Below are 25,460 nucleotides of genomic sequence, written 5' to 3' on the forward strand. Positions count from 1 at the left end.
ACTGGCATCGTAAGCTAATTATTTATTTATACGCTTGCTTCTGTTCTTCGAGGTGTGCAGGTGTAACTTCAAACATGGAATCGATCAAGCCGGAAACAGTCATTTTCTCAGTTTCCTCCGCTTTTTTAATGTGCTCGGCAACGGTTGCTTTCGCTTCTTCTTTTACTTGTGCTTCTATCTCTTCGTTCCATAGACCTTTTTTGGTTAAGAATAAGCGCATGCGCGTAAGTGGATCTCTTGGTTCCCAATCGGATTCTTCGTCTTTGGTACGATATTTTGTCGTATCATCAGCCAAGGAATGCGGACGGTAACGGTAAGTTAATGCTTCAATCAATGTAGCTCCTTCGCCTCTGCGTCCTCTTTCAGCTGCTTCAGTTACAGCTTGAACGACAGCCAGAACGTCCATTCCATCAACTTGAACACCTTTGATACCTGCTGCTACGGATTTATGGGCAACAGAAAGGGCTCCTGTTTGTTTGGAATAAGGAGTTGTGATCGCATAACCATTGTTTTGTACAAAATAGATAACCGGCAGCTTGAATGCGCCTGCGAAGTTCATGCCTTCGTAGAAATCGCCTTCAGAGCTTCCGCCGTCACCTGTATACGTAATCGCTACGCGCGGTTGATTGCGTTTTTTGAATGCCATAGCAACGCCTGTTGCATGCAAAATTTGTGCACCGATAATAATTTGCGGCATAAGGACGTGTACATCCTCCGGAATTTGTCCGCCGTGCTGATGTCCACGGGAATAAAGGAATGCTTGGTAAAGCGGAAGTCCATGCCATACAAGCTGCGGCATATCACGGTAACCTGGGCAAATAAAATCGTCTTTATTTAAAGCAAATTCACTACCGATCATGGAAGCTTCCTGTCCGGATACCGGTGCATAGAAACCAAGACGTCCTTGACGACCGAGATTGACTGCTCTTTCGTCCCACACGCGTGTGAATACCATTCTTCTCATAATTTCTTTCAATTGGTCATCGCTAAGATTAGGCATTTTGTCGGGATTGACAATTGTGCCGTCTGGAGCCAGAACTTGTAAAGGCTCAACCTTCTCTGTGGTCACTTCATAATTTGTTTGGCTGACAAGTGGCTTACTCATACCATTTCACCTCTTATATGATTTTGATGCCTGCTAGCTTCACTTCTGTTATAGTATTATTATAAACCTGTTTTTGTGAATTGTACACCAGCATCCTCGTGTTATATGACCTTTTTTCGCAGAAGTGAATAGTACAGTTCCTGAAAATATATAATACAGTTAACACAAAATTTACAACTGCTATAATACACCTTACCCTTAATCATAAAAATTCACGCTTACGAATCCTATTTTTTCCAAGCAGACAACAAAGGAGCAAACTCATGTCGGATGACTCACGCTTTTACAAAAGAACCATTATCAAAGATGAACTCACCTCTGCCCTGCTTCAAGAAAATCGCTCATTGCGGATTTATCTTCCTCCTGGCTACAACGAGCTGCTTTCCTACCCTGTCATTTATTGCCAAGACGGTGAGCAGTTCTTCAATTTCGGCCGGATTGCCACGACGCTTACCCGTTGTATTTTAGATGAAGATTTAGAGCCCGCCATTGTAGTTGGTGTCGATGTGAACAATGTGAATCGCACCTCGGAATATGCGCCTGAAGGAGAGCGACATGACGCTTATTGCCGCTTTTTCGCGGAGGAACTCCTTCCTTATATCGAAAGTCGGTATCCGGTTCGCACAGAAAGGACTGAGCGTATTGTCGCGGGCGACTCTCTGGGAGGGACCGTTTCCTTGCATCTCGCCTTAGATTATCCTAGCCTTTTTTGCCGCGTTATATCCTTATCGGGCGCATTTTTCGACATTACCAGAGAACGTATCAAAGCAGAGGACGACTTAGCCTGGCTGGAGCTGTACATGCTGATTGGCTTGGATGAAACAGAGGTAAAAACAGAACGGGGAACCTTTGATTTCGTTCGCGAAAATCGGCTAACCAAAGAGGAGCTGGATTCCAAAAATACCACGCTTCATTACATCGAAAAGCCAGGCAAGCATTTATGGGGATTCTGGCAAGGAGAGCTGGATACGGCTTTGCATTATTTTCTGGGGTAATCTATTCATAAAAAGAACCGTCAGGGAATGTCCCTGCGGTTCTTTTTACATTTTTCACATGGATGCATGATGTCTCATGTTCGATAGTGCCTTTTCCGCGAGCTGAGACTGCTTTTTTGGCAGACTCCGCTGACTTTTGCCGGGATTGTGCCTCCTTCCCGAATTGAGCCTACCTTTTTCGAAGGCTCAGAGCGGAGCGGAGGCTTTCTCCCTGCGGAGGCTGCTTTTTTGGCAGGCTCAGCTGACTTTTCCCGGGATAGTGCCTCCTCCCCGAGCTGAGACTGCTTTTTTCGCAGGCTCAGAGCGAGCGGGAGGCTTTTTCCCTGCTGAGGCTGCTTTTTTGGCAGGCTCAGCTGACTTTTGCGGGGATAGTGCCTCCTTCCCAGTTGAGACTGCCTTTTTCGCAGGCTCAGAGCGGGGCGGAGGCTTTCTCCCAGCTTAGCATCCCCTTTTAGCAGACTCAGCCACTTTTGCCGGGATTAACCATGCTACGCCGCGTCATATTATCGCTTGATCGCATAACGCTGCTTCAACAGCTCCGCCATTTCATGAATCTTTGCCTCGCTCGGATAGCCAGCTATGTCCTCTGGCTTCTGAATAGGAAGCCCTCTGGCTTCCATGACCTCAAGTAAGTTCGTTGTGAAGCGTTCAGCTGTTAACGGCATCTGCAAACTCTCTGACAGGCTTGCCATGCTGCCAGGTGCCACCAAAGGATAGTCCGTTACAGAAGCTGAGCCTGCTGCCCGTTCATAGAAGCCTCTGGCCAGCTGAGCCTTCTGTTCACCGGCACCCTCTACGATGATAAAGGCTTGCACGGATAAGGCCGTTTGCTGTCTGCGCTGCGCGATGCCGCAAAACTTGCGTCCCCCAACACTCAAATCAAACTCGCCTGGACAAAAGGATCCCATAATTTCGCCTTGATCAATACGATCAGTAGTCGAACTCAAAACATCACGAATCAAGGCTACCATGAGATCGAAATCCTTGCGATGCTCCATATCGCCCGCTTCTTTTGGCAGCAGCAGGGATACATTTACAACCCCTAAGTCCAGCGGCACAGCGGCTCCTCCAGAGTTTCTGACGGCTGTTTCAAAGCCTTGGCCTACCAGCCAATCATTGGCTTTCGCTGATTCGGGAAGCCGGCTGTCTCTCAGACCCATCACGAAAGCACGCGGATGTCTCCAGATATGCAAAATCGGTGGCGCCACCTTGCCAATAGCACGGCACAACAGCTCTTCCAGCGCGAAGGCATACAGAATAGGTTTAACATCCTTTTCACCTGATCGATCCAAGATGACCATGGAAGAGGAAAGGGGTACATTCTTCATATATCGTTTCTCCTGAGCTTACAAGTTTAGTATATCTACAGAATTGTAAGCGATCCGAGTCCTAGCCGCAATCCAAATCTAGGTTAGAAGTACCAAAAAACATCAAAATTTCGGAAGGATTCAAAGGACTTTCATATTTTCTGTCGAAATAAAACTAAACAAACAAATTTTTAATTAAGTAGGCGAGATCATTGAATGTAATTGACGACTTACTACTCAATATTCTAGTATTAACTTCTCCGATCTTACTTTGTCATATTTTATGGCTTGATCGGCCAAGTCCCCTGAATCTCGCTGGATTGGGACGTCCCTTCATCGGAATAAGCTGTTCGATTGCGGCGATGTTTTGTATGTCACACCCCTTTTTTACGATAACAGGAAACACTTTTGATCTACGCATTATTCCCGTACTCGTTGCTTTCCTTTATGGCGGTATACGTTCTGGGCTCGGTGTTTCTGCCTTTATTGTTGCCTACTCTTACTACATCAACGGTTACGATTTCATATGGACCGTTACTTCAGCGGCTCTTCTAGTTCCCTTCTACTTGGCTTTCATCGCACTTAGCAATTGGAAGCACCTTACCCCTAAAGTTATGTTTCCCAGCCTGCTTGCCTTCATTAGCGCTCTAGCCACCTTCTGTATAACTATGCTTTACCGGATTGGCTCGTTTATTTCTGTTGATAGTACCTTCTTACTGTATGGTATCTTGTTCTGCATCGTACACATGCTTATCATGTGGCTCATCACCTATATCATTGTCCGTATCCGGGAAAATAGCGCCATGCGCCAAGAAGTTCATCGCTCGGAGAAGCTTAATGTCCTAAGTGAGTTAGCTGCATCGGTTGCCCACGAAATCAGAAATCCGATGACCGTAGCACGTGGATTTATGCAAATCCTCAGCCAATCGACAGTCACAGAGGAGAAGAAGCAGATCTATACCTCCATGGTTATTGAAGAGATTGATCGCGCACAGAATATCATTTCCGATTATTTATCATTCGCTAAGCCTCAAGCCGAAAAACTTGAAGAGCTGGATGTGTCAGGTTTATCCGACAAATTAAACAATCTAATTAATCCTTACGCCGCTATGCGCGGTGTAGAAATTATTATTCACATGGAACCATCGCTGGTCATCAAGGCCAACAATGAAAAAATGATTCAATGCTTAGTCAATTTAACGAAAAATGGCATCGAAGCGATGCCAAGCGGCGGACTTTTGCAAATATCCGGCTTCAAGCGAAACGCAAAAATCATTTTACAAATCAAGGATACCGGCACGGGAATGACACCCGAACAAGTCAATCGTCTTGGAACTCCCTTTTATTCTACAAAAAATAAAGGGACAGGCTTGGGTTTAATGGTGTCCTATCGCATCATCAAAACCTTCGGAGGCTTCATTGATGTAACAAGCGAGCCGGATGAAGGCACCTGCTTTACGATTTCCTTACCTACCGCTTGACCCGCTTGCCAAGATATTCATAACCCCCTTAAATAACGGAATAGACTTGTTGCTTTCTGAAGGATTCAAATTCTTTACGACAACAGACACGGCATATTGGGGCGACGCGGCAGGCCCGTATCCGATGAACCATTGATTCACTTTCTCTTGCTTGCCGTTCTGAATTTGTGCGGTGCCTGATTTCCCGGCCAACTGCCACTTCGCACCCTTTAGCCCTTGTCCGGTGCCTTCCGTTACGACCTCCTTCATCCAGTTTAGAAGCGTCCGGCTTGTCGCCGCCGATACCCGCCCATCCTCTGACTCCAGCACTTTTGGAGAAAAGGTCTCCATCACACGATCGGTCTGATAGCGAATTTCCTTCACGACTCTGGGTGAATACCCCTTCCCATCATGCAGGAGGGTGACGATCATATTGGAAGCCTGCAGCGGTGTCAGCATTACATCTCTTTGACCAATCGCTGTTTGCATCAGCACTCCTTCGTCATCATGCGGGGTATGAGCTCCAAAAAGCTGCCCGCTTTCTTCGGCATCCAATTGATGGAGAATCTGTTTCGTATCCGTCTTCCCTGTCCACCCAACCTCATTCAGCACACCTAGCTTATGTGCGTAACTTTCCAGCTTCGCAGCCGTTAATCGCTGCATCACTTTGGCAAATACAATATTGCAGGACTGTGCAAATCCTTGTTCCAGTGTTAAAGGGCCATGCCCACCTCTTAACCAACAAGTGAATCCATATTTCCCAAGCGCACCTTCACAATTAAAAGTTTCCTTCGGATTCACAACGCCTTCATCCAAGGCTGCCGCGGCTACGACCGTTTTGAAAATTGAACCTGGCGCTGTCGCCTTAAGCGCATAATTGCTCCAATTGTTGCTCGCAAGGTCCACTTGAGTTGGCTCATAGTTAGGACGGCTTGCCATAGCCACAATATCGCCTTGTACGGCGTCCTGAACAACTACCGCACCATCGCGGATCTGCATCTGATCCATCAACGCTTCAATTTGCTGCTGAATTCCGCCATCCAGTGTTGTCACTAGTTTGACCGGATAGAACGAATTGTCCGGAGCAATCATCCGAGCATCAAGGCCAGCCAGCGGTCTTTTCCCTGCATCCGTAAAATAAGAAATCGACGTTTCACCAACACCTCGCAGCCACAAGTCAAACGTTTTTTCAAGGCCGGCTCCTCCTATTTTGGAGGTAATCGCCAGTTTTCCTTTCTCCAGATCAGCGCCATAAATGCTCATCACTCGATCAGGGTTCTGGCCGATGAACCCGATCAGCTGCCGCGCCGTCATCCCTGTCGGATAGCGATCCTCCATCTCAGCCACCTTCACATTCGGTAAATTCAACATTCGAATCTGCGACTCCTGTGCCGCGCTTAGAGCAGTGGCCTTCCCATCCTGAATGGTGCTCCACACCTGCGGCTCTTTCAGGTGGCTTGAGAAATCAAGCCACCGCTCTTTGGTCGTTTGTAAGATACGAACAAGTTGATTAACTTGCTGAGAGTCCACTTGTGTTTTGCTGTTTATCGGAAAAACAATCAACGATTTTATCATCTTTCCTGTCAGTGGCTTTAGATCCCGATCAAGAATCTCCCCGCGTCCGCTATCCAGAACAAGAGCTTTCTGCCTTTGTATGACCGAGTTTTTGAGCAAATTAATGTCATGGGAGGAATAGCTTTCTGTCGCCGCGATTTGGATCCAGAAAAGCTTGCCCACAATCCCAATAAACAGCAAAATGATCGTAAATAGAACAAGAAAAATACGACGTTTCTCTAAGGGAGACAGTTGTTTCACCCTCATGCCAGGACCTCCGAGCTTCAAGCTGATAGTATAGCTCTCAGTATCGTCATTCCTTTACATTGTCAAACCGCCATACCTGCAATGAGGCAACAAAAAAAGCCTGATTGCTCAGGCTTTTACTTAACAATTATGTAAGCTGTTTACTATTTGGGCAAAAAAGCGAATGCTTATACTTCAAATTTGGAAAGCGTGTCAGTAAGTGATTTGGAAAGAAGATCCAACTTGTCCGAAAGTTTAACCAAGCCATCGCTAATGCTAAGCTGTTCAGAGCTGAGTGACGCCACTTCTTCTGAAGTCGCAAGAGACTCCTCAGCAACTGCGCTGACATTCGTCATTGCATCGGATAATACAACTTGGGATTGCTCCAAGGTTGAAATCGAATCGCTTACTGTGCTTAGCTGTTCGATGAAACCACCCATATGATTCGTTACTTGTTTGAAAATCGTATCGGCTTCTTTCACCGCTAAAATTTGCTCTTTGAAAATCGGTGTCGCTGTGGAGAGTACTTTCACCGTCTCATCGATTTCTTTTTGAATCGTTTCTGTAATTTGACCTACCACATCAATCGATTGTCTGGACTGATCCGCTAGCTTCCGAATCTCGTCAGCAACGACCATGAAGCCTTTACCTGCTGCGCCGGCACGCGCTGCCTCAATGGTTGCGTTCAAGGACAAAATATTCGTCTGCTTCGTCATATTATTAAGAACTTCCAGAATCTTACGGATCGAACGCGTGCTGTCTTTCAAATTATCAACCTTGTCCACCATCGAGCGAATCATTTCTTCGGTCAGATTCGTTTTGGAAATCAACTCGGACATATATTTGGTGCCCTGCTCACTGGAACTTTGGACATCGGCGGCGGCAGTTCCCATTTCGAGGTTGGCCTCAATCACTTGCTTCATCTGAAGGCCGATGTGATGCGTTAATTCATTGCCCCGTTCAGACTCCGTTGCCAATCCACCGGCACCATTAGAAATCTCATCCGTCGCAACAGCAATTTCTCTTGCCGCTGTAGCTGTAACCTTGGAGGAATTCGTCAACTCTTGCGCTGTTTCGAATACCGCTTGGGCGGAAGAACTCGTTTGCTGAACAAGTGTAGTAATTTGCTGCATCATGACGTCGAAGCTGGCGCCTAGCTGCCCAATCTCATCTTGTGTTGTGTAATTTGCTCTTACCGTCAACTTACCTTTGGCACCTTGCTGCATCAGATTGCGAAGATTGGTTAATGGACGCCCGATCATTCTAGCTACGAATAAACCAATCAATACAGCAGCAATCGCTGCAAATAAGGCAATCAGAAGGGTATAATTGAAAATTTTCTTGGCATCTTTGACCAAAGCGCTCACAGGCATATCTCCAACGAGGTTCCAACCGGATATCGCTGATTTGTAATAAGCAACTAAGTGATCATCTTTGGTGATAAATGAACCATTTTCTTGCTCCAGCTGTTCCTTGGATAATTGAATCTCTGAATCTTTCTCAATTTGAGTCAGATCCTTCGCTGCGATATTTTTGTTCTGAGCGTTTGTGATCACAACTTTGCTGTCATCACCCAAAGAAATGCCATTTAATTCCTTGTTCAAAATATCCGAACTCAGCTCCAGCACCAGAACACCTGCCGTGCTGTTCGTCAGTGTATTACGCATAATACGGCCAATCGCAAACGTATTAGCCGAGCTGCTCGAATACCCTTTGGTTTTGGTATCCAACCAAGCGACTTTTCCGCCGGAATCAACAATTTTCTTAAACCAGTCGGTAGTTGAGCTATTATCAGACAGGCTGCTTCCACCAGATCCGGTAATGACAATCAATTTGCCGTCAGGTCTATACAAATGAAGCGTTTTAATAGCTTTGTTCGAGAAGGTCACAACATTCAATTTGTCCGTCAATTGACGAATGACTTCCAGTGATTCATACGATGATGCATCTAACTTAGGGATTTTTTCAAGTAAATCCTGTAAATCTTTATTCAGCATAATTTGCAAGGACACATCATCAAAGGTTTGATATAGGAAATCCAGCTTTTGTCCTGCCTGTGTAACCGTTTGAAGACTCGATTCCGAAACTTTGTTCTTAATGACACTTTTGGATACCGAATAAGAGATCATGCCTACGATAATGACGAAAAAAAGAATGCTTACAAAGAACATTAAAAACAATTTCATCCCAACGGACTTCACGGGATTTTCCATTTTAACTTGCTTCAATTCCTTAAATGCGACCGTGCCCATTTGTTTGGATGTTTTGCCAGCAACACCCACCATACGACCCCATGGAACATTTTGAATTGCTTTTACGAGAGATTGAGCTGCTTTGGTCAGAAAAGCGAGAATACTTTGCAGACTGTTTTTCATTCTGTTCACCGCCATTGGTTTCTACTTCTTAACGGGCCCCTTACTTTAGAACTAATATGAAAAGGGTTACATAAGAAGTTCATAATGATTTCGACATACTTTAACAATTTCCTTTAATATTCGATCTAGATATAAATAAAAAAATAGAAACTTTCTCCAATATACCCCAGTCTGGAGAAAGCTTCCATGGTACTATTTACCTGTTTTTTTACGCATCATATCCCAACGCTTAACAGGCTGATCGGTTTTTAGTTTAATTAATTGCAGTGGATGCCGCGCTGCATCTAGCTCTTGGCTTTGTTGTTCATCCCAAATCATGCTGACTTTTTGCTTAAAATGCGTACCTTCTGGTCCGAAAAATTCAATTTCCTGCCCTGGCTTGAAATGATTTCTTTGTTGAATAAGCGCAATGCCCGTTTCTTCATTATAAGACATGACTAAACCAACAAAATCAAATCCAACCACTTTATCCTCCGGCTCGAAAATATGATCCTCGTGTCCAGGAGCTTCATAGAAGAAGCCGGCATTGAGTGGGCGGTTTGCTGCTTTGTAGATTTCATCCTGCCACTCCGGGCTAACTTCAAAATGCTCAGGATCCGCAAAGTAAGCATCAATGGCTTGCCGGTAGGCATTCACAACCGTCGCAACATAGTGAATGCTCTTCATTCGGCCTTCAATCTTAAAGCTATCGACCCCTGATTCGATCATCTCCGCGATATGCTCGATCATACTCAAATCTTTGGAACCCATCGTAAATGCATCGTCTTCCTCACCAAACATCGGCAAATCTGTCGCTAACGGTTCTGAGAGAGGCTGATCCTTGGCAAACAGATCGTATTTCCAGCGGCACGATTGCGAGCAGCCGCCACGGTTGGAATCGCGGTCCGTGAAATGATTAGACAACACGCAGCGTCCCGAATAGGAACTGCACATGGCTCCATGAATGAATGCTTCAATTTCAACATCAACATGCGCTTTAATCTCATCAATTTCCTGCATGCTGACTTCACGAGCCAGAACAACACGCTCAATACCCTGATCCTTCCAGAATTTCACCGTCTGCCAGTTCATCACAGATTGCTGCGTACTGACATGCACTTCAAGCTTAGGGGCAACTCTCCGGCAAGTCTCCATAATAATCGGATCAGCGGCAATAATGGCCGAAATGCCAACCTCTTGAAGTCCTCTGAGATAGTCGTCCAAACCTTCGATATCCTCATTATGTGCATAAATATTCGTTGCAACGAAAACTTTGGCCCCGTATTGATTGGCAAATTCGACTCCTTCCCTCATTTCTTCCAAGGAGAAGTTATCCGCATTGGATCTTAATCCATATTTCTGGCCGCCGATATACACCGCATCAGCTCCGTAATGGATCGCAAATTTCAATTTCTCTAAGCTGCCCGCAGGAGCAAGCAGCTCCGGCTTCTGCAGTCTGACACGCTTTCCTCTAGCTCGTGCTTCTAAAGCTGTCGTCATCTGGAAACGCACCTTCTTTCATTCATCTATCAATATACCTGTTCTTTATAGAAAAATCCGTAAGACAATTCGCGTTCCGGGTCTTGCAAAGCCGAAATAGCATCCAGCCATTCTTGCTGGAATTCATAGTTCTCCGGATCTGCCGCATACGCATCAATCGCTGCCCGATAGCTTCTCACTACCGTTTCATTATACACCGAAGACTTCAAGAGTCCTTCGATTTTCAAGCTGTCAATCTGGCCATCCATCAGCTCAGGCAAATTTTCCAGCATGCAAATATCTTCAGAACTCATGATATGTGTCCCGTTGCTGTCTTCATAGACGGGGTAGCGCTGATCACGACGTTCATGCTCAATTAAAAACAGTCCGCGCTCAATGGAACGATCTTGAGAGGAAGCCTCATTACCTTGATGCTCGATATAATTTTTGACCAACTCGCGTTTAGAATGATAAATATTGGTGATCCCATGAACCTGAACCTCGACACTTAGCTCGGATTGCTCTTTGAACGCAAGTACCTGCTCCATGTTCAGTTCTCTGGCGAGTACGACACGTGTCGCTCCTTGTCTTCCCCAGTAATTCGCTGTCGCATAATTGGTGGAAGTCATTTCCGCATTCCAGTGCAGCGGCAGCGGCCCTGGCAAGGTGCGGGCTGCCATGAGCACTGAAGGATCTCCAAAAATGACAGCATCAACGCCATACTCCTGCAAAGCCTGCAAATAGTCCGAAAGCCCGACTAACGAGGCATTGTCGAAAATTTTGTTTACAGCCACATAAACCTTAGCCTGCTTCTCATGCGCCCATGCTGCTGCGGCTTTTATCTCATCCAGACCTATATTCCCCGGCAGACGCATTCCATAGCGCTCTTCGCCTATAATGACTGCATCCGCACCCGCATCTATTAATCCTTGCATCTCTGCTATCGAGCTGCAGCTTACTACTAACTCTGGTTTATTCACTAGCTTTCCCTACCTTCTATCAGCTTCCCGGCTTCTCGTTAATTGCCGGCCTTTTTGCTTTCCGCAATATTTTTCTTATGTGCTTCGAAAGTCTCTGCGAACAGATGTCCTTTGGTACCGTCCTTTTTGGTCACATAAAACAAATACTTCGTCTCTTCCGGATAGATCGCCGCTTTCATTGAGGCAAGGCTTGGACTTGCAATGGGGCCCGGCGGCAAACCCGTATTTAAATACGTATTATAAGGACTTTGTATTTGCAGATCCTTTTCCAGAAGCCTATCCTTGGACTTATCAAATAAATACTGCACCGTTGCATCAATTTGCAAAGGCATATTTTTCTTCAGTCGATTCTGGATGACGCCAGATACGAGCGCACGTTCTTCATCAACAACGACTTCCCGCTCGATCAAAGAGGCAATCGTCAGCATCTGATGCACGCTTAGACCACGTTCCTTGAGCTTGTCCTTCCAGTCAGCAGGAAGCGTTGCTAATTTCTTATCCAACTGCTGCAAGGTTCGTTCTATAAATTCTTGCTCGCTTGAGCCCTTCTTAAATTCATAGGTTTCTGGGAAAAGGTAACCCTCCAGGCGATGCTTCAGGTTCTTATTATCAGGAATTGTGAAGTTTGTCTCTGACTTAAACTCATTCGCTTCATCGGCCATCTGGAGAAAAGCTTCTTTCTTCCAAGGCGTTTGTTCACTGATTTTTGCCGCGATCTGGTCGATGGTAAATCCTTCAGGAATCGTGATGCGAATCATATCTTCCTTCACTATCTCGCCATTATTCAGCTTATCGATCATTTCCTCAAACGTCATGCCCGGCTTCATGCTGTACTCGCCTGCTTGAAACTTAGAGCCTTGTTTATGCCATTTCAAATAATACATAAAGATGGATGAGTTCTTAATAAGCCCCTTAGTTTCAAGCTCTTTGGCAATTTGCGCAGAACCGGAACCTTGCGGGATGGATACTCGCACCTCTTGCCCGGAAGCAGCAACAGGCTGTAAAGCATTAGCGATATACAAACCAACACCGCTGGCTGTACCAATACCAATGAGCAGCAACAGTCCAATAATGAGAAGTGTGAGCTTCACCTTGCTTCGTTTGGGCTTATTATGTTCATTCTCTTGTTCAAGCAAGTTGTTCACGATAATCCTCCTAATACTTTCCGTTAGAAAGCTTTCCTCGTACCTTCACACCCCTAAGCAAACAAAAACGAGCGGATGTGATCCGCTCGGGTTGTATGCTTTTACAAATCGTCCTGATCTGGAAAGGCCATTTCATCGTAGAGCTCGGAAACGGTTTCCCACTCGTCGTCATCTTCGATGGTTTCCAATTCGTATTGTCCTTCTGCATCTGTCGTAACTCGGAAAACAGCAACCTCGTCTTCCTTCTTGAGCTCATCGGATTGCAGAACGGCATACGTGTGATCGCCATATACGAATTCTTTCAAAAGATGATACACCGTCGACTCATTTTGCTCGTCAAACAAAATAATATCATCCCCGTAAGCTTTGCGCAATACGTCGGAAGGTATCGTACTCATGCTTCTTCTTCCTCTTCGAATTCAGCCATTAACGTGTTGAATGTTTCTTCAACAATATTCCACTCTTCTTCATCGTCGATGGTGAACAATTTCAAATCTTCGCCGTCATCATCTTCTTCATAACGGAATGCATATACTTCATCGGATTCTTCGTCTCCGCCGTCTGTAGGCACAACCATCATGTACTTCTTGTCTGAACCGTCCACTTCGAATTTCATGATAACCTCGAACTCTTCTTCGTTGCCTTCATCGTCCGGGATGTAAATGATTTCTGGTTCTTCTTCACGCAATTCTTCTTTGGACATGTTCTTTCACCTCTTCATATTGGCATCCATGTATCCTTGCAGAATGAGCTGTGCAGCCATCTTATCAATGACCAGCTTCCGTTTCTTCCGACTCACATCAGCTTCAAGAAGCGTGCGAGTCGCAGCTACGGTTGTTAACCGCTCATCCCACAAGTTTACAGGTACACTTAATTTTAGTTCCAGTTCTTTGGCGAACTCGATCGCAAGCTCTCCACGAGGTCCAATCGTATTGTTCATATTTTTGGGCAAGCCCACGACGATCTGCGACACGCCATATTCTTTGACGATAGCCTCAAGCCGTTCGATGTCTTCCCCAGGCTTGCGGCGATGGATGACTTCCAGCCCTTGAGCTGTCCAGCCAAGCTCATCGCTCATCGCGACACCAATCGTTTTGTCCCCATAGTCCAAGCCTATCCATCTCATGCCGGTTCTCAATTCCTTCTATTTGTGTTGACCCAGATAAGCTCGAACCAATTCTTCAATCAGTTCGTCCCGTTCCCGTTTGCGAATGAGGCTCCGGGCATTATTATGCCGCGGAATGTAAGCAGGATCTCCGGAAAGCAAGTACCCGACAATCTGGTTGATCGGATTATACCCTTTTTCCTGAAGAGCATCGTATACCGCCAGCAATACATCTTTGGGCGATGTCTCAATTTCTTCTGCCTTCACGTTGAACTTCATCGTTTTATCCATGGAACTCATCAGGAGCACCCCACTTTCCTTGTGTTACCTTGTGTCAAATATTGAAAATGTTCCGTGTATACTGGTTATATTCTCTATGGGTTTAAAAATTCCTGTCCCATCAAAAAATAATTATGAAAATTGAGAGAGCAGCCCTTCGACACCGGACAATGCAGCCGCTAATTTGGAAGCATCTTTCCCGCCTGCTTGCGCCATATCCGGACGACCACCGCCGCTTCCGCCAACAGCCAACGCCACTTCTTTAATGATTTTCCCGGCGTGAAAACCTTTGGCTACCAAATCAGGCGTTACCGCAGCCACCAAATTCACCTTATCGTCAGCAACTGCGCCTAGTACGATAACCGCGGAACCCAGCTTTACCTTCATCTCATCAACAATGTTGCGAAGAGAATCCATATCTGCTGCATTCACTTGTGCGGCTAACACCGATACGCCTGCTGCCTGCTTCACTTGATCTGTCAATGAGCCCGCTTCAATGCGTCCCAGTTTGCCGCGAAGCGACTCATTTTCACGCGAGAGTTCCTTCACTTGCTGAAGCGCAGCTTCCACACGTTTCGGAACATCTTGCACGTTCGATTTCAGCAGGTTAGCCGATTCTTTCAACAATTGCAATTGCTGGTCTAAGTACTCATACGCACTGCGGCCGGAAACAGCCTCAATCCGGCGTACACCGGACCCAATGCCGGATTCGCTGACGATTTTGAACAATCCGATTTGTCCTGTATTTTGAACGTGACAGCCTCCGCACAGCTCCAAGCTGTAATCGCCTACGCGAACAACGCGTACGATATCACCGTACTTCTCGCCGAATAAAGCCATAGCGCCCATTGCCTTCGCGTCAGCAATAGCTTTCAATGAAATATCAACGTCGATGTTGTTCCAAATTTGGCGGTTTACACGCTGCTCGACATCCTGCAATTCTTCACTGCTGATGCTGCCGAAGTGAGAAAAGTCAAAGCGCAAACGGTCAGGTTCAACGAGGGAACCAGCCTGATTGACATGTGTGCCTAATACTTCCTTCAATGCTTTATGCAGCAAGTGAGTAGCCGTATGGTTTTTGATAATATCACCGCGCTCAGCAGCCGCTACGATAGCCTCAACCGAATCACCTTTGCGCAGAACGCCGGATTCGACTATGACTTTATGAATGTGTTGGCCATGCGGTGCCTTCACAACATCTTCAACCTTCAAAACCACTTGATTATTGCGAATTGTACCATAGTCGCTTACCTGACCACCACTTTCGGCATAAAACGGTGTGCGATCTAGAATAACTTGGCAAGTCTCGCCTACGCCGACAATGTCGACGAGTTCATTTTCATGCACAATTGCCGCAATATTAGCAGTAACTACCAATTCATTATATCCAACAAATTCGCTTTTAATCGTCAACTCAGACAGCGGTCCGCCCTGTACTTTCATGCCGCCTTCTTTATGACTGGCCGCTCTAGCACGATCACGCTGCTCCTGCATGGAAGCATCAAATCCAGCCCGATCAACCGTCAACCCTTTCTCCGCAGCAAAATCCTCCGTTAAGTCAAAAGGGAAGCCATACGTATCGTACAATTTAAAAGCATCAGGTCCGCTGATTTGATTCGTGCCGGCTTGTTGCGTTTTCTCTACCATTTCAGCAAGAATAATCAATCCATCACTTAACGTTTCATGGAAACGTTCCTCTTCCGTCCGGATAACCTTCTCGATAAACTCACGCTTGTCTACAACTTCTGTATAGTAAACACCCATGATTTCACCGACTGTAGGTACCAGCTTATGCAGGAACGGCTTATCCAAGCCCAATACTTTCCCATAACGAACAGCGCGGCGCAATAAACGGCGGATCACATAACCGCGTCCTTCATTAGAAGGAAGTACGCCATCCCCAACGGAGAAAGCTACCGTACGTATATGGTCGGCAATAACTTTAAGTGCTACATCGTGCTCCTCATTGACGTGATACTGCACACCTGTAAGCTCACAGGTTTGATCAATAATCGGTTTGAACAGATCGGTGTCGAAGTTGGAGTCAACATCTTGAAGAATCGAAGCAAAACGCTCCAAACCTGCACCTGTATCAATATTTTTGTTCGGAAGCGGTGTATAGCTGCCATCTTTATTATGGTTAAATTGGGTGAATACAAGATTCCACACTTCCAGGAAACGCTCATTTTCCCCGCCAGGCCAGCATTCCGGATCGGACAAATCCCCGTATTTATCACCACGGTCATAGAAGATCTCCGTACAAGGACCACAAGGACCTTCACCGATGTCCCAGAAATTATCTTCTTTCAGCTTATAGATGCGCTCTTCCGGTATGCCGATTTCTTTGTTCCAAATGTGGAAGGCTTCTTCATCATCTTCATGGACCGTAACCGAGATCCGCGTTGGATCGAAACCGATCCATTGTGGATCCGTCAGAAATTCCCATGCCCATGGAATAACTTCTTTCTTAAAATAGTCACCGATCGAGAAATTCCCCAGCATCTCGAAAAACGTATGATGGCGGCGTGTTTTGCCTACATTCTCAATATCATTGGTACGAATACATTTCTGAGCGTTCGTAATTCGCGGATTTTCCGGAATTTCCCGCCCATCGAGATACGGCTTTAACGGCGCGATCCCCGCATTAATCCATAAGAGGGATGGGTCATTATGCGGAACGAGCGATGAGCTAGGCTCTACCTTATGCCCTTTACTTGCAAAAAATTGCAACCACTTGGAACGAATTTCACTTGCCTTCATCTGTCTCAAGCCTCCATATATATGCATTGTCATCAAAAACAAACAAAAAACGCCCCTGTAACATACAGGGACGAATCATCGCGGTACCACCCTGGTTATTGGTTCCGGCTTATCTTGCAAGTGGCAAGAGAAAACAAACCCAATCTCCTTGTGCGGATCTGTAACGGGTCCAACCGGTGGAGTTCTTCCACACTCCGAAACGAGCTTTGGGCCATCCTAACATCGAAAGGTTCTTTCAGCCGTTGACAGCAACAATCGCTGCTCCCCGGAACCTTCTCTCTGACAATGGACTATGGCTTACTAAAGTTTCATCAACGATTTCATGTTAGATATAGATAAGGCAAATTATAACTATATGGCGCAATGCTGTCAATATTCAGGTCAATAAATGAAACCTTTGCTCATAGGGAAACGTATATAAGATACATTCGTTCTCTTGCTTTTACCAAAACTAGGAGGTGTTGTAATTGGATTTTTCTACGCTTACGCTGCTTGGTTTAATCTCACCCATTTTTATCATTGTCATCTACATCATGGTCAAAACACTCATAAAGAAAGAAATCCCCGATAGCCGGTACAATCCCTTCGATTACATAACAGGCCAATCCCGCATCGAATTCCAAGAACAAAAGGAGGAAAAGGAAGAAGCGGACGACCAAGGAGACGATAAAGATAAACATTTAAAAAATCAGAAAATACGCAGTTGACAATCGTTCTCAATGGAAGTATACTAAGTGTATTGATAATGATTTTCATTATCGAGTAGGAAATACAAGAATTACGTATACTTATTCCGTAGTCCATTCGTTGGTTTACGCATGGCCACACCCTTTCATATCCTCAACCCTCGCATAGAACCCCTATGTACCATGATCCCGCAAGTCATGGTACACAGGGGTTCTGTGCGTCTGTTTATCTTCTTACGTTACCGGCTTGTGAACATAGTGCAAGAAAACATGCTGAAGGATAACCTTCATAACCGCGAAAAACGGCACAGCCAAGATCAGCCCTACAATTCCCGCTACCTCCCCGCCTACCAGCAGCGCAAAGATGATAAACAAAGGATGCATATGCAGCGTTCTTCCCACCACCTGCGGTGAGATCACATTTCCTTCCAGAATTTGAATCAATAAATTCACCACCGCAACGAGCAGCACCATTTTCAAAGAAATCGTTGATGCCATGATCAGTGCGGGCGCCGCGCCGAAAAAAGGCCCTAGGTAAGGAATGATATTGAAAATAGCTACCACACTGGCTAGCAATAAAGCATACTCCATACCAATCAGCCAATACCCCAAGTAAGCAAGAACCCCAATTATTAAGCATACCAATAATTGTCCGCGAATATAGTTGCCTAGCGCGGTATCAATATCAATGAGCAATTTGACCGTCTTCTTCCGATGTTCTCGCGGCACGATCGCCAGCGCTGTTTTCTCGATAATTTGAAAATCCTTCATGATATAGAAAGCTACAAAAGGGACAATGAACGCGATAAACAGCATATTAATCGTATTGCCGATTTGATTCATGTAATTCGAGATGGCGGTGGAAATACTGTTTTCCAGTTTTGTGAGCGAATGATTGAAGCCGGAGCGTACACTGTCAGGCAGCAGCTGATTTTGATTAAACCCGTCGACCAGCGACTGCGCTCGCATTGCCATCTGCGGCATGTGCTCGTTCAGTTCAGCAATTTGCGTTATAAAAATCGGTGTCATATTCATGATGATGACCGTAAGGGATGAAAGAAATACACTATAGATAAGTAAAACAGCAATCGTTCGTGGTACTTTGCGTTTATTCAGAGCATTTACAATCGGATTCAAAATGTACGAAATGATCACGGCGATGAAAAACGGCGTCACAATTGCTTTGAGAAACGTGATGACATGAAATAAAATCGGCTTAATTTGCAGAAGCATATACAAAGTCATCAAGGCAAGCAGCGCATACACCAATCCTACAAACCATCTATTTTTCCAAAATCGTTCCATGTTGACCTCACCTCGGCAATTCCAAATAAGTTGCGCTCATACAGTATATGTACAACTTGTCCAAATTAACCCTTGGCTGTACAGTTGGACAACAAAAAAACGCCATTCTTAAGCACCTGCGTGCTCAAAAAGTGACGTTTCGTTATGATCATGATTATTAATTCGCGTGTTCTTGGATTAGAGGCATTTCTTCCTCAAAAAATAAATCATCCAGAGAACTCAGTGTACCGTCTTCCTCAACCTGATACACGGACATTTTCTCTCCGTTAACGCTGAGTTCTATAAAACAACCCCAGCAGTAAAATTGATGGGAACCGATCTTTCCAATGTCTTTGGAATTACAGTTTGGACAACGCATCTCGCTCACCCTATTCTTCTTTGGATACGAAGAGTTCTTCCATTTCCTGAGCGCAATGTACAGGCACTATGATGGCGTCTTCCCCTTTGGTTGCCGATTCCGGCACGGGAAGCCATCTACGCCCTTCCTTTAAATCAGAAATAAACCCTTCGGACAATTCATAACCTACTATTTGTTTACCCCAATCTTGGTTTAAATAAACATCCTCTACCACGCCTAATTTGTGTCCTCCCACTGTGATGATGGGAAGTCCTTTAATCTTGCGGCTTCCATCCAGTAAAGCATGGCATTCTTCCACATGCTCAAACTCGCGAATGACCATTTCGTTCGGTATGGTAATGGCATCTTCTCCTGCAGCGACGATTCCCTCCCACGGTATGTAACGTAGGGCAGAGAACCATACCTTCACTTCAAGAACGATACCTCGTATGTTCCACTCAGGGCCTATCAGCAAATCTTTGACCTGACCAATTTGTTTACCGGAATCTACCGTGATAACGGGAAGTCCGATCAAATCGTGCGCTTTGCGCAAGCTCAATTCCTCCTAGAACCGCCCGGTACTAATTATTACGCAGCCGATGAACAATGGTTGCAATTTTCTGGGCAGCTGTTTCGATTTGCTCTTTAGAATTCCCCATTCCAAAGCTAAATCGAACAGCAGAAGCGGTAACATTTTCTGGGAGTTTCATGGCTTGCAATACATGGGACACTTCAAGGGAGCCTGAGGTACAGGCAGAACCGCTTGCCGCAGCCACGTTTTCTAAATCCAAATTCATAAGGAGTGTTTCGGTTGAAATACCTGGAAAGCTGATGTTCAAAATATGCGGGACTGACTGTTCCTTGTGGCCATTAATCGTAAAGCGTTCACTGCCTAATTGCTGCTCCAATATACGAATCATCATCTGACGAAGCTCCGAAGCCTTCTCCTGGAGAATCTCCACTTGCGGCAGCAGCACTTCAACCGCTTTGGCGAAACCAGCGATTGCAGCTACATTCTCAGTCCCCGCGCGGCGCTTTCTTTCTTGGGAACCGCCATACACGTGAGGCATCAGCTTCGTATTCTTGGAGACGTACAAGGCGCCTGCCCCTTTGGGGCCATACAATTTATGAGCCGATAAGCTCACCAAATCAACTGGAAGCCCATGAAGGTTCAGCGGCAATTTACCCAGAGCTTGCACAGCGTCCACATGGAAAGGAATCTGCTTCGCACGAGCCAACTCACCTATTTGCTCAATTGGCTGAATCGTGCCTACTTCATTATTCACATACATGATCGAAATCAGCGCCGTATCTGGACGAATAGCTGAGGCGACATCCTCTATTTGAATAAGACCAGTCGGACCTACTGGCAGATAGGTCACCTCATATCCGAGGCTCTCCAAACGCTCACAAGGATGCAAAACAGCATGATGCTCGATTTGAGAAGTAATGATGTGCTTCTTGTCGTCTTTGCTCGCATGAAGAATCCCAAAGATCGCCATATTGTTGCTTTCCGTGCCACCGCTTGTAAAGATGAGCTCGGCAGGGAGACAGCCTAAAGACTTCGCCATCGCATCACGAAACCGATTCAGTGCTGTCCTTGTTGCTCTACCGAAGCTGTGTGTACTCGAAGGATTGCCAAAAAAGGCTGTATAGAAAGGAAGCATCGCTTCCAATACGTCGGGATGCACTGGCGTAGTCGCCGCGTGGTCAAGATAAATAGGATTCATTAGACACCTTTAAATGTAAAACATGTAGTTATCACTTGTGCCTTGGTCTTCATATGAAATCAAGTTCGCAAGTGTCGTTGAATCCAAGACATCCGCAATACTATCGCGAATACGGATCCACAAGTCACGCTTAGCCGGGTCATCTTCTTCCGTAAAATCGACAGGACTGATCGGTCCTTCGAGCACGCGGATAACCTCGCCAGCTGTCACTTGATCCGCAGCTTTGGATAAAATATAGCCGCCATAAGCGCCTCGAATACTTTTGACCAAACCGGCATTGCGCAAAGGAGCTACAAGTTGTTCCAAATAATGTTCGGACAATTGATGCTTTTCAGCAATACTTTTGAGTGAAGTTGGTCCTTCACCCACACGGTTGGCCAGCTCCATCATGATTGTCAAACCATATCGGCCTTTTGTAGAAATTTTCAAAATTACACCTCATTCAACATTTATACCAGCAGGGGATCTAATCGAAATCAATAAACTTCTTTTCGTCCACATTCAGAAACCAGGGTCGTCCCTATCTTGGTAAACAGCGTTTCCATTTTTCGCAAAAACATTCCTAAACATCCGTATATCGTATCTATGTTATCATAGATTCCTTGATTTGTGTGGGAAATTCCATGGCATTCTCATGAAATATTTTAATTTTAGTAGGTAGAGATGTATAATAGTGAGAGCTTTAAATCAAGCTTTTTAAATTAGACTTGCAAGATGGAAAAGAGGTTCAATGATATGGATAAAAAAACACGTGTCATTCTAGGCATGTCCGGGGGTGTCGATTCCTCAGTAGCCGCACTATTGCTGAAAGAGCAGGGTTATGAGGTTATCGGTATTTTCATGAAAAACTGGGACGATACCGACGAATTTGGGCACTGCACAGCAGAAGAAGATGCAGAGGATGTCAGACGAGTATGCGATCAGCTCGACATCCCTTTCTATACAGTAAATTTCGAAAAACAATATTACGACAAGGTGTTCGCTTATTTCTTGGACGAGTACACCAAAGGACGCACACCAAATCCCGATGTCATGTGCAACCGAGAAATCAAATTCGGCGAATTGCTCCAAAAAGTCATCGACTTGGGGGGCGATTACATTGCCACAGGTCATTATGCGCAGGTGAAGGAGCAAGATGGCGAATATGTGCTGCTCCGAGGCAATGATTCGAATAAAGATCAAACCTACTTCCTTAATGCCCTTAATCAGAACCAGCTGTCCAAAGCGATGTTCCCCATCGGGCACTTGCCAAAGCCTAAGGTTCGCGAGATCGCTGAAGCAGCAGGTCTGGCAACAGCGAAGAAGAAAGACAGTACTGGCATTTGCTTCATTGGCGAGCGCGATTTCAAACAATTCCTAAGCGGGTACTTGCCGGCTAAACCGGGAAATATGGTCGATATTCGCAACGGTGAAGTGAAAGGCCGCCACGATGGCCTGATGTACTACACACTTGGCCAAAGACAAGGTTTAGGCATTGGCGGTTCGGGTTCAGGCGAGCCTTGGTTCGTTGTCGATAAAAATTTGGAAACGAATGAGCTGCTTGTCGTTCAAGGCGAACAGTTTCCAGGTCTCTATTCCAAGGGATTAACGGCAACCGATGTTAATTGGATTTCGCGCAGCAAGCCGGAAGGACCATTTGCTTGTACGGCAAAGTTCCGTTACCGTCAGCCGGATCAAGGCGTGGTGCTCACTTTTGCAGAAAATGGCGTCTGTGAAGTTGTCTTTGATCAGCCTCAAAAAGCTGTAACGCCAGGGCAATCGGTCGTATTTTATGACGGAGATGTTTGTTTAGGCGGCGGCGTCATTGATATCGTGCATAAGTAAGCCGAATACATTGAATTGAATACGGGGAAGGATGAACCTATTTGAAAATTTCCACTTACGAAGAAGCGAAACATCTCGTGAAAGAGATTGGCATTCTCCCCCTCTCGTCCTTCATCCCTGATCATCCTTCTCTTGATTCAGTGACCAAATTCAAAGATTGGCACACAGGCTTAGAGACGGATCCATGGCTATGGCGGGACCGTTTTCCCGGGGATGGCCTCGCAGCCTATGGACGTTTTTTTGCCAAAAAGCCGTTATTGATTTCTGCTGAGCTTTTCCCTTTGGTGAAAAATCTGCTCACAGATCCTTATTCTGTCGAAGAACGTTATGAGGACGGTCTACTGCCTAAAGCATCTGTCGAAATTTATCAAACAATTGCCGATCAGGAAGGTATTGATGTCAAGACACTGCGAGCCAAAACGGGCATGAAAGCCAAAGAGTCCAAAAGTGCATTCGACCGGGCGCTGATCGAGCTGCAAAGCACAACGGATATTGTTATTGCCGGGATCAGTGAACGGCTGAATGCCGATGGAAATAAAAGCGGTTGGAACAGCACTTGCTATATGACGGCCTCGCATTGGATGGAGCTGTATGGCCATGCACCAAATTTATTGCCAACCCCGGAAGCCAAAAAGCAGCTGAGGGCTTGGATTGATGAGAAATACAGTGCTGCTGCTGGCGTTTACTTGACGAAGATTTTCAAGCTTTAGGAGATTCGAAGTGCCCTAAATTACCTGCTTTCTGCAAGTATGTACCTTGAACTCGGCGCAAACGATAAGAGGGAAAGGTGTGAGCGAATGCATAAATTTTCAGCCGTCCTTCTCGTCTTTGGGCTTAGTTGGGGGAGCAATGTGCAGGCATGCGCAGTTGAAGGCAGCGACATCTTTGCTGCTTCAGCGGCCCCCTATCAAGAACGCGATCCCGAATATGCCAAATGGAGCCGCCTTGCGTTTCATGAAGCAGGCAAGGTATACACTTTACTAGATTATAAATATTTAGGCCGATCTATCGTTGCCCCCGGTGTTGCTCAGCAGCAGTTCCGTTTTTGGGTTAAACAACAAGGCGTCGAGTTTCCGCTGATTGTCTCTATCCGCTATAATCCGATATCCGAACAGCTATATACAATTGAAATGGCACAAGAAAAAAGAGGGAACTTACAGATCTTATGACTCTGTAAGCTTCCCTCTTCTTTTCTGTTGATTGACCTTCATCTTCTCTTCTGTCCCTTGCTCACTAGCTTGAAAGATGACTTCATGCTGAATCTCATCCGGCAAATATTGCTGCCTTACAAAGTGTCCTGGGTAGTTATGCGGATACATATAGCCCTTGTGTCCCAACTGGTCTGCCCCTTTGTAATGGGTATCTCTTAAATGCAGAGGGACATTGGCCGATTTCACATGGTCCATCAATTGCTCTGCACGCATGATCGCCAGCGGTATGGAGTTCGACTTCGGACTTTCAACAGCGAATAAAATTGCCTGGGAAATGATGTACTTCGATTCCGGCCAGCCAATCTTGTGATAGGCATCCATCGCCGTCACAGACTGCACCATGGCTTGCGGATTCGCGAGGCCTATGTCTTCACTGCTGGCGACGATTAGCCGCCTCAGGAACGTCATAGGGTCCATGCCGAGCTTCTCAACGGCATAGAGGAACCAGAACAGCGCGGCGTCACTGGAGCCGCGTATGCTCTTGTGAAAGGCGGACAAGACGTCATACTGCGTCGACTCGTCCGCTTTCACGATCGGGCGGCGGATGGATTCCTCCGCCACCTCAAGCGTGATCCGAACCGTACCATCCGGTTCGGGCGAAGTCGTCAGCGCGGCAAGCTCCAGCGCGTTGAGAGAACGGCGGATGTCACCAACGGCCATCCGCGCAATATGCTCCAGCGCCTCCTCACTTGCGTGGAGGCGCATGAAGCCGAGCCCCTTCACGGGATCGGCGATCGCTCTGCGCATGGCGATGAGCGCATGCTCCGCCGTGAGCGGCTCGAGCTGAAACAGCGTCGAGCGCGACAGCAGAGCCCCGTTCACATGGTGAAACGGGTTCTCTGTTGTCGCCCCGATGAAGATGAGGATGCCCTGCTCTACCGCAGGCAGCAGCGCATCCTGCCGCGAGGTGTTGAAGCGATGCACCTCGTCAAGGAAGAGAATCGTCTTGCGTCCGTACATCGCTTTATTGGTTTTGGCCAGCTCGATAATCTCTCGCACATCTTTGACCGAAGCATCTACGGCGTTCAGCTTCATGAACTCCCCTTGTGTCCGGTTGGCAATAATGTTCGCCAGCGTTGTTTTGCCGGTGCCTGGCGGGCCATACAGCAGAATGGAGGAAACTTGATCCGCTTCAATAGCTCGTCTCAGCAGCTTTCCTTTGCCGACGATCTGCTCTTGGCCAATATATTCATCAAGTGTCGTCGGCCGCATGCGGTCAGCGAGAAGCTTGCCTGTTGGTTCTTGGGATGATGCATATGTAAACAAGTCCATGGGTTCAATTTCCTTTGCTAAGGTTTACTATTTATCAGAAGACGTATGGTCTATTATAACCCGACGGGGAAAACGTGTCATGTTTTATCCATGGGGAGCTGACTGAAAAACCTGCGAGAGTGCAGGAATTTCCGGGCATATTGTATTTTGAAAAGTGAAAATTCCTGCAATTCTGCAGGAATTTTCGGGCTTTTCGAGCTAAAAAGGTAGCGTCAAGAAGTTTGTGTAATAGGTCTTGTAGGGTTATTCATCGGGACGATGAATAGGTTTATTGTCTGAACGAATTCAGGGGGATCCCCCTGAATTTTTTGGATTTAAATCCCATT

24 protein-coding genes are annotated in these 25,460 nt (G+C 46.0%); 6 read left to right on the top strand and 18 right to left on the bottom strand.

What is annotated here, in order from left to right; all coding sequences use genetic code 11:
• Positions 1-22: 22 nt before the first annotated feature.
• On the bottom strand, positions 23-1,105 hold the full coding sequence (gene pdhA, locus HQN90_RS13070; protein WP_173218816.1) for a pyruvate dehydrogenase (acetyl-transferring) E1 component subunit alpha: 1,083 nt from the start codon (positions 1,103-1,105) through the stop codon (positions 23-25).
• A 263-nt stretch (positions 1,106-1,368) separates the two neighbouring features.
• On the opposite strand from pdhA, the gene HQN90_RS13075 reads away from it, so the two are divergent.
• A complete protein-coding gene (locus HQN90_RS13075; protein WP_173218818.1) occupies positions 1,369-2,100 on the top strand; it encodes an alpha/beta hydrolase in 732 nt (243 codons plus the stop codon).
• A 503-nt stretch (positions 2,101-2,603) separates the two neighbouring features.
• On the opposite strand, the gene HQN90_RS13080 is transcribed toward HQN90_RS13075, so the two are convergent.
• Positions 2,604-3,428: a lipoate--protein ligase family protein gene (locus HQN90_RS13080; protein ID WP_173218820.1), complete on the bottom strand. Its 825-nt coding sequence runs from the start codon at positions 3,426-3,428 to the stop codon at positions 2,604-2,606.
• Positions 3,429-3,778: 350 nt separating this feature from the next.
• Here HQN90_RS13080 and HQN90_RS13085 point away from each other — a divergent pair, with 350 nt between their 5' ends.
• Positions 3,779-4,888 (top strand): ATP-binding protein, encoded by a 1,110-nt coding sequence (locus tag HQN90_RS13085; protein ID WP_173218822.1) that lies wholly within the window; start codon positions 3,779-3,781, stop codon positions 4,886-4,888.
• On the opposite strand, the gene HQN90_RS13090 is transcribed toward HQN90_RS13085, so the two are convergent.
• From HQN90_RS13090 to alaS, 10 genes are all read right to left on the bottom strand, one after another.
• Positions 4,874-6,688, bottom strand: coding sequence for a peptidoglycan D,D-transpeptidase FtsI family protein (locus tag HQN90_RS13090; protein ID WP_173218824.1), 1,815 nt, complete (start codon positions 6,686-6,688; stop codon positions 4,874-4,876). The two genes, HQN90_RS13085 and HQN90_RS13090, sit on opposite strands and share 15 nt — an antisense overlap.
• Before the next feature lie 167 nt (positions 6,689-6,855).
• A complete protein-coding gene (locus tag HQN90_RS13095) occupies positions 6,856-9,057 on the bottom strand; it encodes a methyl-accepting chemotaxis protein (protein WP_246362269.1) in 2,202 nt (733 codons plus the stop codon).
• A gap of 177 nt (positions 9,058-9,234) precedes the next feature.
• On the bottom strand, positions 9,235-10,521 hold the full coding sequence (locus HQN90_RS13100) for a peptidase U32 family protein (RefSeq protein WP_173218826.1): 1,287 nt from the start codon (positions 10,519-10,521) through the stop codon (positions 9,235-9,237).
• A gap of 29 nt (positions 10,522-10,550) precedes the next feature.
• Positions 10,551-11,480: a peptidase U32 family protein gene (locus tag HQN90_RS13105; RefSeq protein WP_338042314.1), complete on the bottom strand. Its 930-nt coding sequence runs from the start codon at positions 11,478-11,480 to the stop codon at positions 10,551-10,553.
• 38 nt (positions 11,481-11,518) lie between these two features.
• Entirely contained in the window at positions 11,519-12,625 is a 1,107-nt protein-coding gene (gene mltG, locus HQN90_RS13110) for an endolytic transglycosylase MltG (protein WP_338042315.1), read from the bottom strand.
• Positions 12,626-12,726: 101 nt separating this feature from the next.
• On the bottom strand, positions 12,727-13,023 hold the full coding sequence (locus tag HQN90_RS13115; protein ID WP_173218828.1) for a DUF1292 domain-containing protein: 297 nt from the start codon (positions 13,021-13,023) through the stop codon (positions 12,727-12,729).
• A complete protein-coding gene (locus HQN90_RS13120; protein ID WP_057311960.1) occupies positions 13,020-13,328 on the bottom strand; it encodes a DUF1292 domain-containing protein in 309 nt (102 codons plus the stop codon). The genes HQN90_RS13115 and HQN90_RS13120 overlap by 4 nt, the downstream gene beginning before the upstream one ends.
• A gap of 6 nt (positions 13,329-13,334) precedes the next feature.
• A complete protein-coding gene (ruvX, locus tag HQN90_RS13125) occupies positions 13,335-13,751 on the bottom strand; it encodes a Holliday junction resolvase RuvX (protein ID WP_173218830.1) in 417 nt (138 codons plus the stop codon).
• A gap of 18 nt (positions 13,752-13,769) precedes the next feature.
• Positions 13,770-14,030 (bottom strand): IreB family regulatory phosphoprotein, encoded by a 261-nt coding sequence (locus HQN90_RS13130; RefSeq protein WP_028555746.1) that lies wholly within the window; start codon positions 14,028-14,030, stop codon positions 13,770-13,772.
• Positions 14,031-14,141: 111 nt separating this feature from the next.
• Positions 14,142-16,769, bottom strand: a complete 2,628-nt coding sequence (alaS, locus tag HQN90_RS13135; protein ID WP_275942571.1) for an alanine--tRNA ligase — start codon at positions 16,767-16,769, stop codon at positions 14,142-14,144.
• Between the two features lie 467 nt (positions 16,770-17,236).
• Between alaS and HQN90_RS13140 the strand changes: the two genes are divergently transcribed.
• Positions 17,237-17,476 carry a DUF3951 domain-containing protein gene (locus HQN90_RS13140; protein WP_246362272.1) on the top strand — a complete coding sequence of 80 codons (240 nt, stop codon included), beginning with the start codon at positions 17,237-17,239 and terminating at the stop codon, positions 17,474-17,476.
• A gap of 213 nt (positions 17,477-17,689) precedes the next feature.
• Here HQN90_RS13140 and HQN90_RS13145 read toward each other — a convergent pair whose 3' ends face one another.
• The 5 genes from HQN90_RS13145 to cymR form a co-directional block, all read right to left on the bottom strand.
• Positions 17,690-18,760, bottom strand: coding sequence for an AI-2E family transporter (locus HQN90_RS13145; protein WP_173218832.1), 1,071 nt, complete (start codon positions 18,758-18,760; stop codon positions 17,690-17,692).
• Between the two features lie 157 nt (positions 18,761-18,917).
• Positions 18,918-19,118 (bottom strand): hypothetical protein, encoded by a 201-nt coding sequence (locus HQN90_RS38725; protein ID WP_079419326.1) that lies wholly within the window; start codon positions 19,116-19,118, stop codon positions 18,918-18,920.
• A 10-nt stretch (positions 19,119-19,128) separates the two neighbouring features.
• On the bottom strand, positions 19,129-19,650 hold the full coding sequence (locus tag HQN90_RS13150) for a PRC-barrel domain-containing protein (protein WP_173218834.1): 522 nt from the start codon (positions 19,648-19,650) through the stop codon (positions 19,129-19,131).
• A gap of 28 nt (positions 19,651-19,678) precedes the next feature.
• On the bottom strand, positions 19,679-20,827 hold the full coding sequence (locus HQN90_RS13155; RefSeq protein ID WP_173218836.1) for a cysteine desulfurase family protein: 1,149 nt from the start codon (positions 20,825-20,827) through the stop codon (positions 19,679-19,681).
• 9 nt (positions 20,828-20,836) lie between these two features.
• Positions 20,837-21,256, bottom strand: a complete 420-nt coding sequence (gene cymR, locus HQN90_RS13160; protein WP_079418985.1) for a cysteine metabolism transcriptional regulator CymR — start codon at positions 21,254-21,256, stop codon at positions 20,837-20,839.
• A gap of 306 nt (positions 21,257-21,562) precedes the next feature.
• Here cymR and mnmA point away from each other — a divergent pair, with 306 nt between their 5' ends.
• The 3 genes from mnmA to HQN90_RS13175 all read left to right on the top strand — a co-directional run bounded on the left by mnmA (position 21,563) and on the right by HQN90_RS13175 (position 23,820).
• Entirely contained in the window at positions 21,563-22,651 is a 1,089-nt protein-coding gene (gene mnmA, locus HQN90_RS13165) for a tRNA 2-thiouridine(34) synthase MnmA (RefSeq protein WP_173218838.1), read from the top strand.
• Positions 22,652-22,692: 41 nt separating this feature from the next.
• Positions 22,693-23,361 (top strand): AlkZ-related protein, encoded by a 669-nt coding sequence (locus HQN90_RS13170; protein ID WP_173218840.1) that lies wholly within the window; start codon positions 22,693-22,695, stop codon positions 23,359-23,361.
• 87 nt (positions 23,362-23,448) lie between these two features.
• The gene (locus HQN90_RS13175) at positions 23,449-23,820 is read left to right on the top strand and encodes a DUF3889 domain-containing protein (RefSeq protein ID WP_173218842.1); all 372 of its coding nucleotides are present in this window, start codon (positions 23,449-23,451) and stop codon (positions 23,818-23,820) included.
• Here the strand turns inward: HQN90_RS13175 and HQN90_RS13180 are convergent.
• Complete coding sequence (locus tag HQN90_RS13180) at positions 23,815-25,134, bottom strand: replication-associated recombination protein A (protein WP_173218844.1); 1,320 nt, start codon at positions 25,132-25,134, stop codon at positions 23,815-23,817. The two genes, HQN90_RS13175 and HQN90_RS13180, sit on opposite strands and share 6 nt — an antisense overlap.
• Between the last annotated feature and the right edge of the window lie 326 nt (positions 25,135-25,460).

Origin of the sequence: Paenibacillus alba (assembly GCF_013204855.1) — a bacterium.
In the GTDB taxonomy this organism is placed as follows: domain Bacteria; phylum Bacillota; class Bacilli; order Paenibacillales; family NBRC-103111; genus Paenibacillus_E; species Paenibacillus_E alba.

Coding starts and splice junctions, on each gene's coding strand:
- pdhA (WP_173218816.1), bottom strand. CDS start 1,105: ATGAGTAAGCCACTTGTCAGCCAAACAAATTATGAAGTGACCACAGAG.
- HQN90_RS13075 (WP_173218818.1), top strand. CDS start 1,369: ATGTCGGATGACTCACGCTTTTACAAAAGAACCATTATCAAAGATGAA.
- HQN90_RS13080 (WP_173218820.1), bottom strand. CDS start 3,428: ATGAAGAATGTACCCCTTTCCTCTTCCATGGTCATCTTGGATCGATCA.
- HQN90_RS13085 (WP_173218822.1), top strand. CDS start 3,779: ATGTCACACCCCTTTTTTACGATAACAGGAAACACTTTTGATCTACGC.
- HQN90_RS13090 (WP_173218824.1), bottom strand. CDS start 6,688: ATGAGGGTGAAACAACTGTCTCCCTTAGAGAAACGTCGTATTTTTCTT.
- HQN90_RS13095 (WP_246362269.1), bottom strand. CDS start 9,057: ATGGCGGTGAACAGAATGAAAAACAGTCTGCAAAGTATTCTCGCTTTT.
- HQN90_RS13100 (WP_173218826.1), bottom strand. CDS start 10,521: ATGACGACAGCTTTAGAAGCACGAGCTAGAGGAAAGCGTGTCAGACTG.
- HQN90_RS13115 (WP_173218828.1), bottom strand. CDS start 13,023: ATGAGTACGATACCTTCCGACGTATTGCGCAAAGCTTACGGGGATGAT.
- HQN90_RS13120 (WP_057311960.1), bottom strand. CDS start 13,328: ATGTCCAAAGAAGAATTGCGTGAAGAAGAACCAGAAATCATTTACATC.
- ruvX (WP_173218830.1), bottom strand. CDS start 13,751: ATGAGATGGATAGGCTTGGACTATGGGGACAAAACGATTGGTGTCGCG.
- HQN90_RS13130 (WP_028555746.1), bottom strand. CDS start 14,030: ATGAGTTCCATGGATAAAACGATGAAGTTCAACGTGAAGGCAGAAGAA.
- alaS (WP_275942571.1), bottom strand. CDS start 16,769: ATGAAGGCAAGTGAAATTCGTTCCAAGTGGTTGCAATTTTTTGCAAGT.
- HQN90_RS13145 (WP_173218832.1), bottom strand. CDS start 18,760: ATGGAACGATTTTGGAAAAATAGATGGTTTGTAGGATTGGTGTATGCG.
- HQN90_RS38725 (WP_079419326.1), bottom strand. CDS start 19,118: ATGCGTTGTCCAAACTGTAATTCCAAAGACATTGGAAAGATCGGTTCC.
- HQN90_RS13155 (WP_173218836.1), bottom strand. CDS start 20,827: ATGAATCCTATTTATCTTGACCACGCGGCGACTACGCCAGTGCATCCC.
- mnmA (WP_173218838.1), top strand. CDS start 21,563: ATGGATAAAAAAACACGTGTCATTCTAGGCATGTCCGGGGGTGTCGAT.
- HQN90_RS13175 (WP_173218842.1), top strand. CDS start 23,449: ATGCATAAATTTTCAGCCGTCCTTCTCGTCTTTGGGCTTAGTTGGGGG.
- HQN90_RS13180 (WP_173218844.1), bottom strand. CDS start 25,134: ATGGACTTGTTTACATATGCATCATCCCAAGAACCAACAGGCAAGCTT.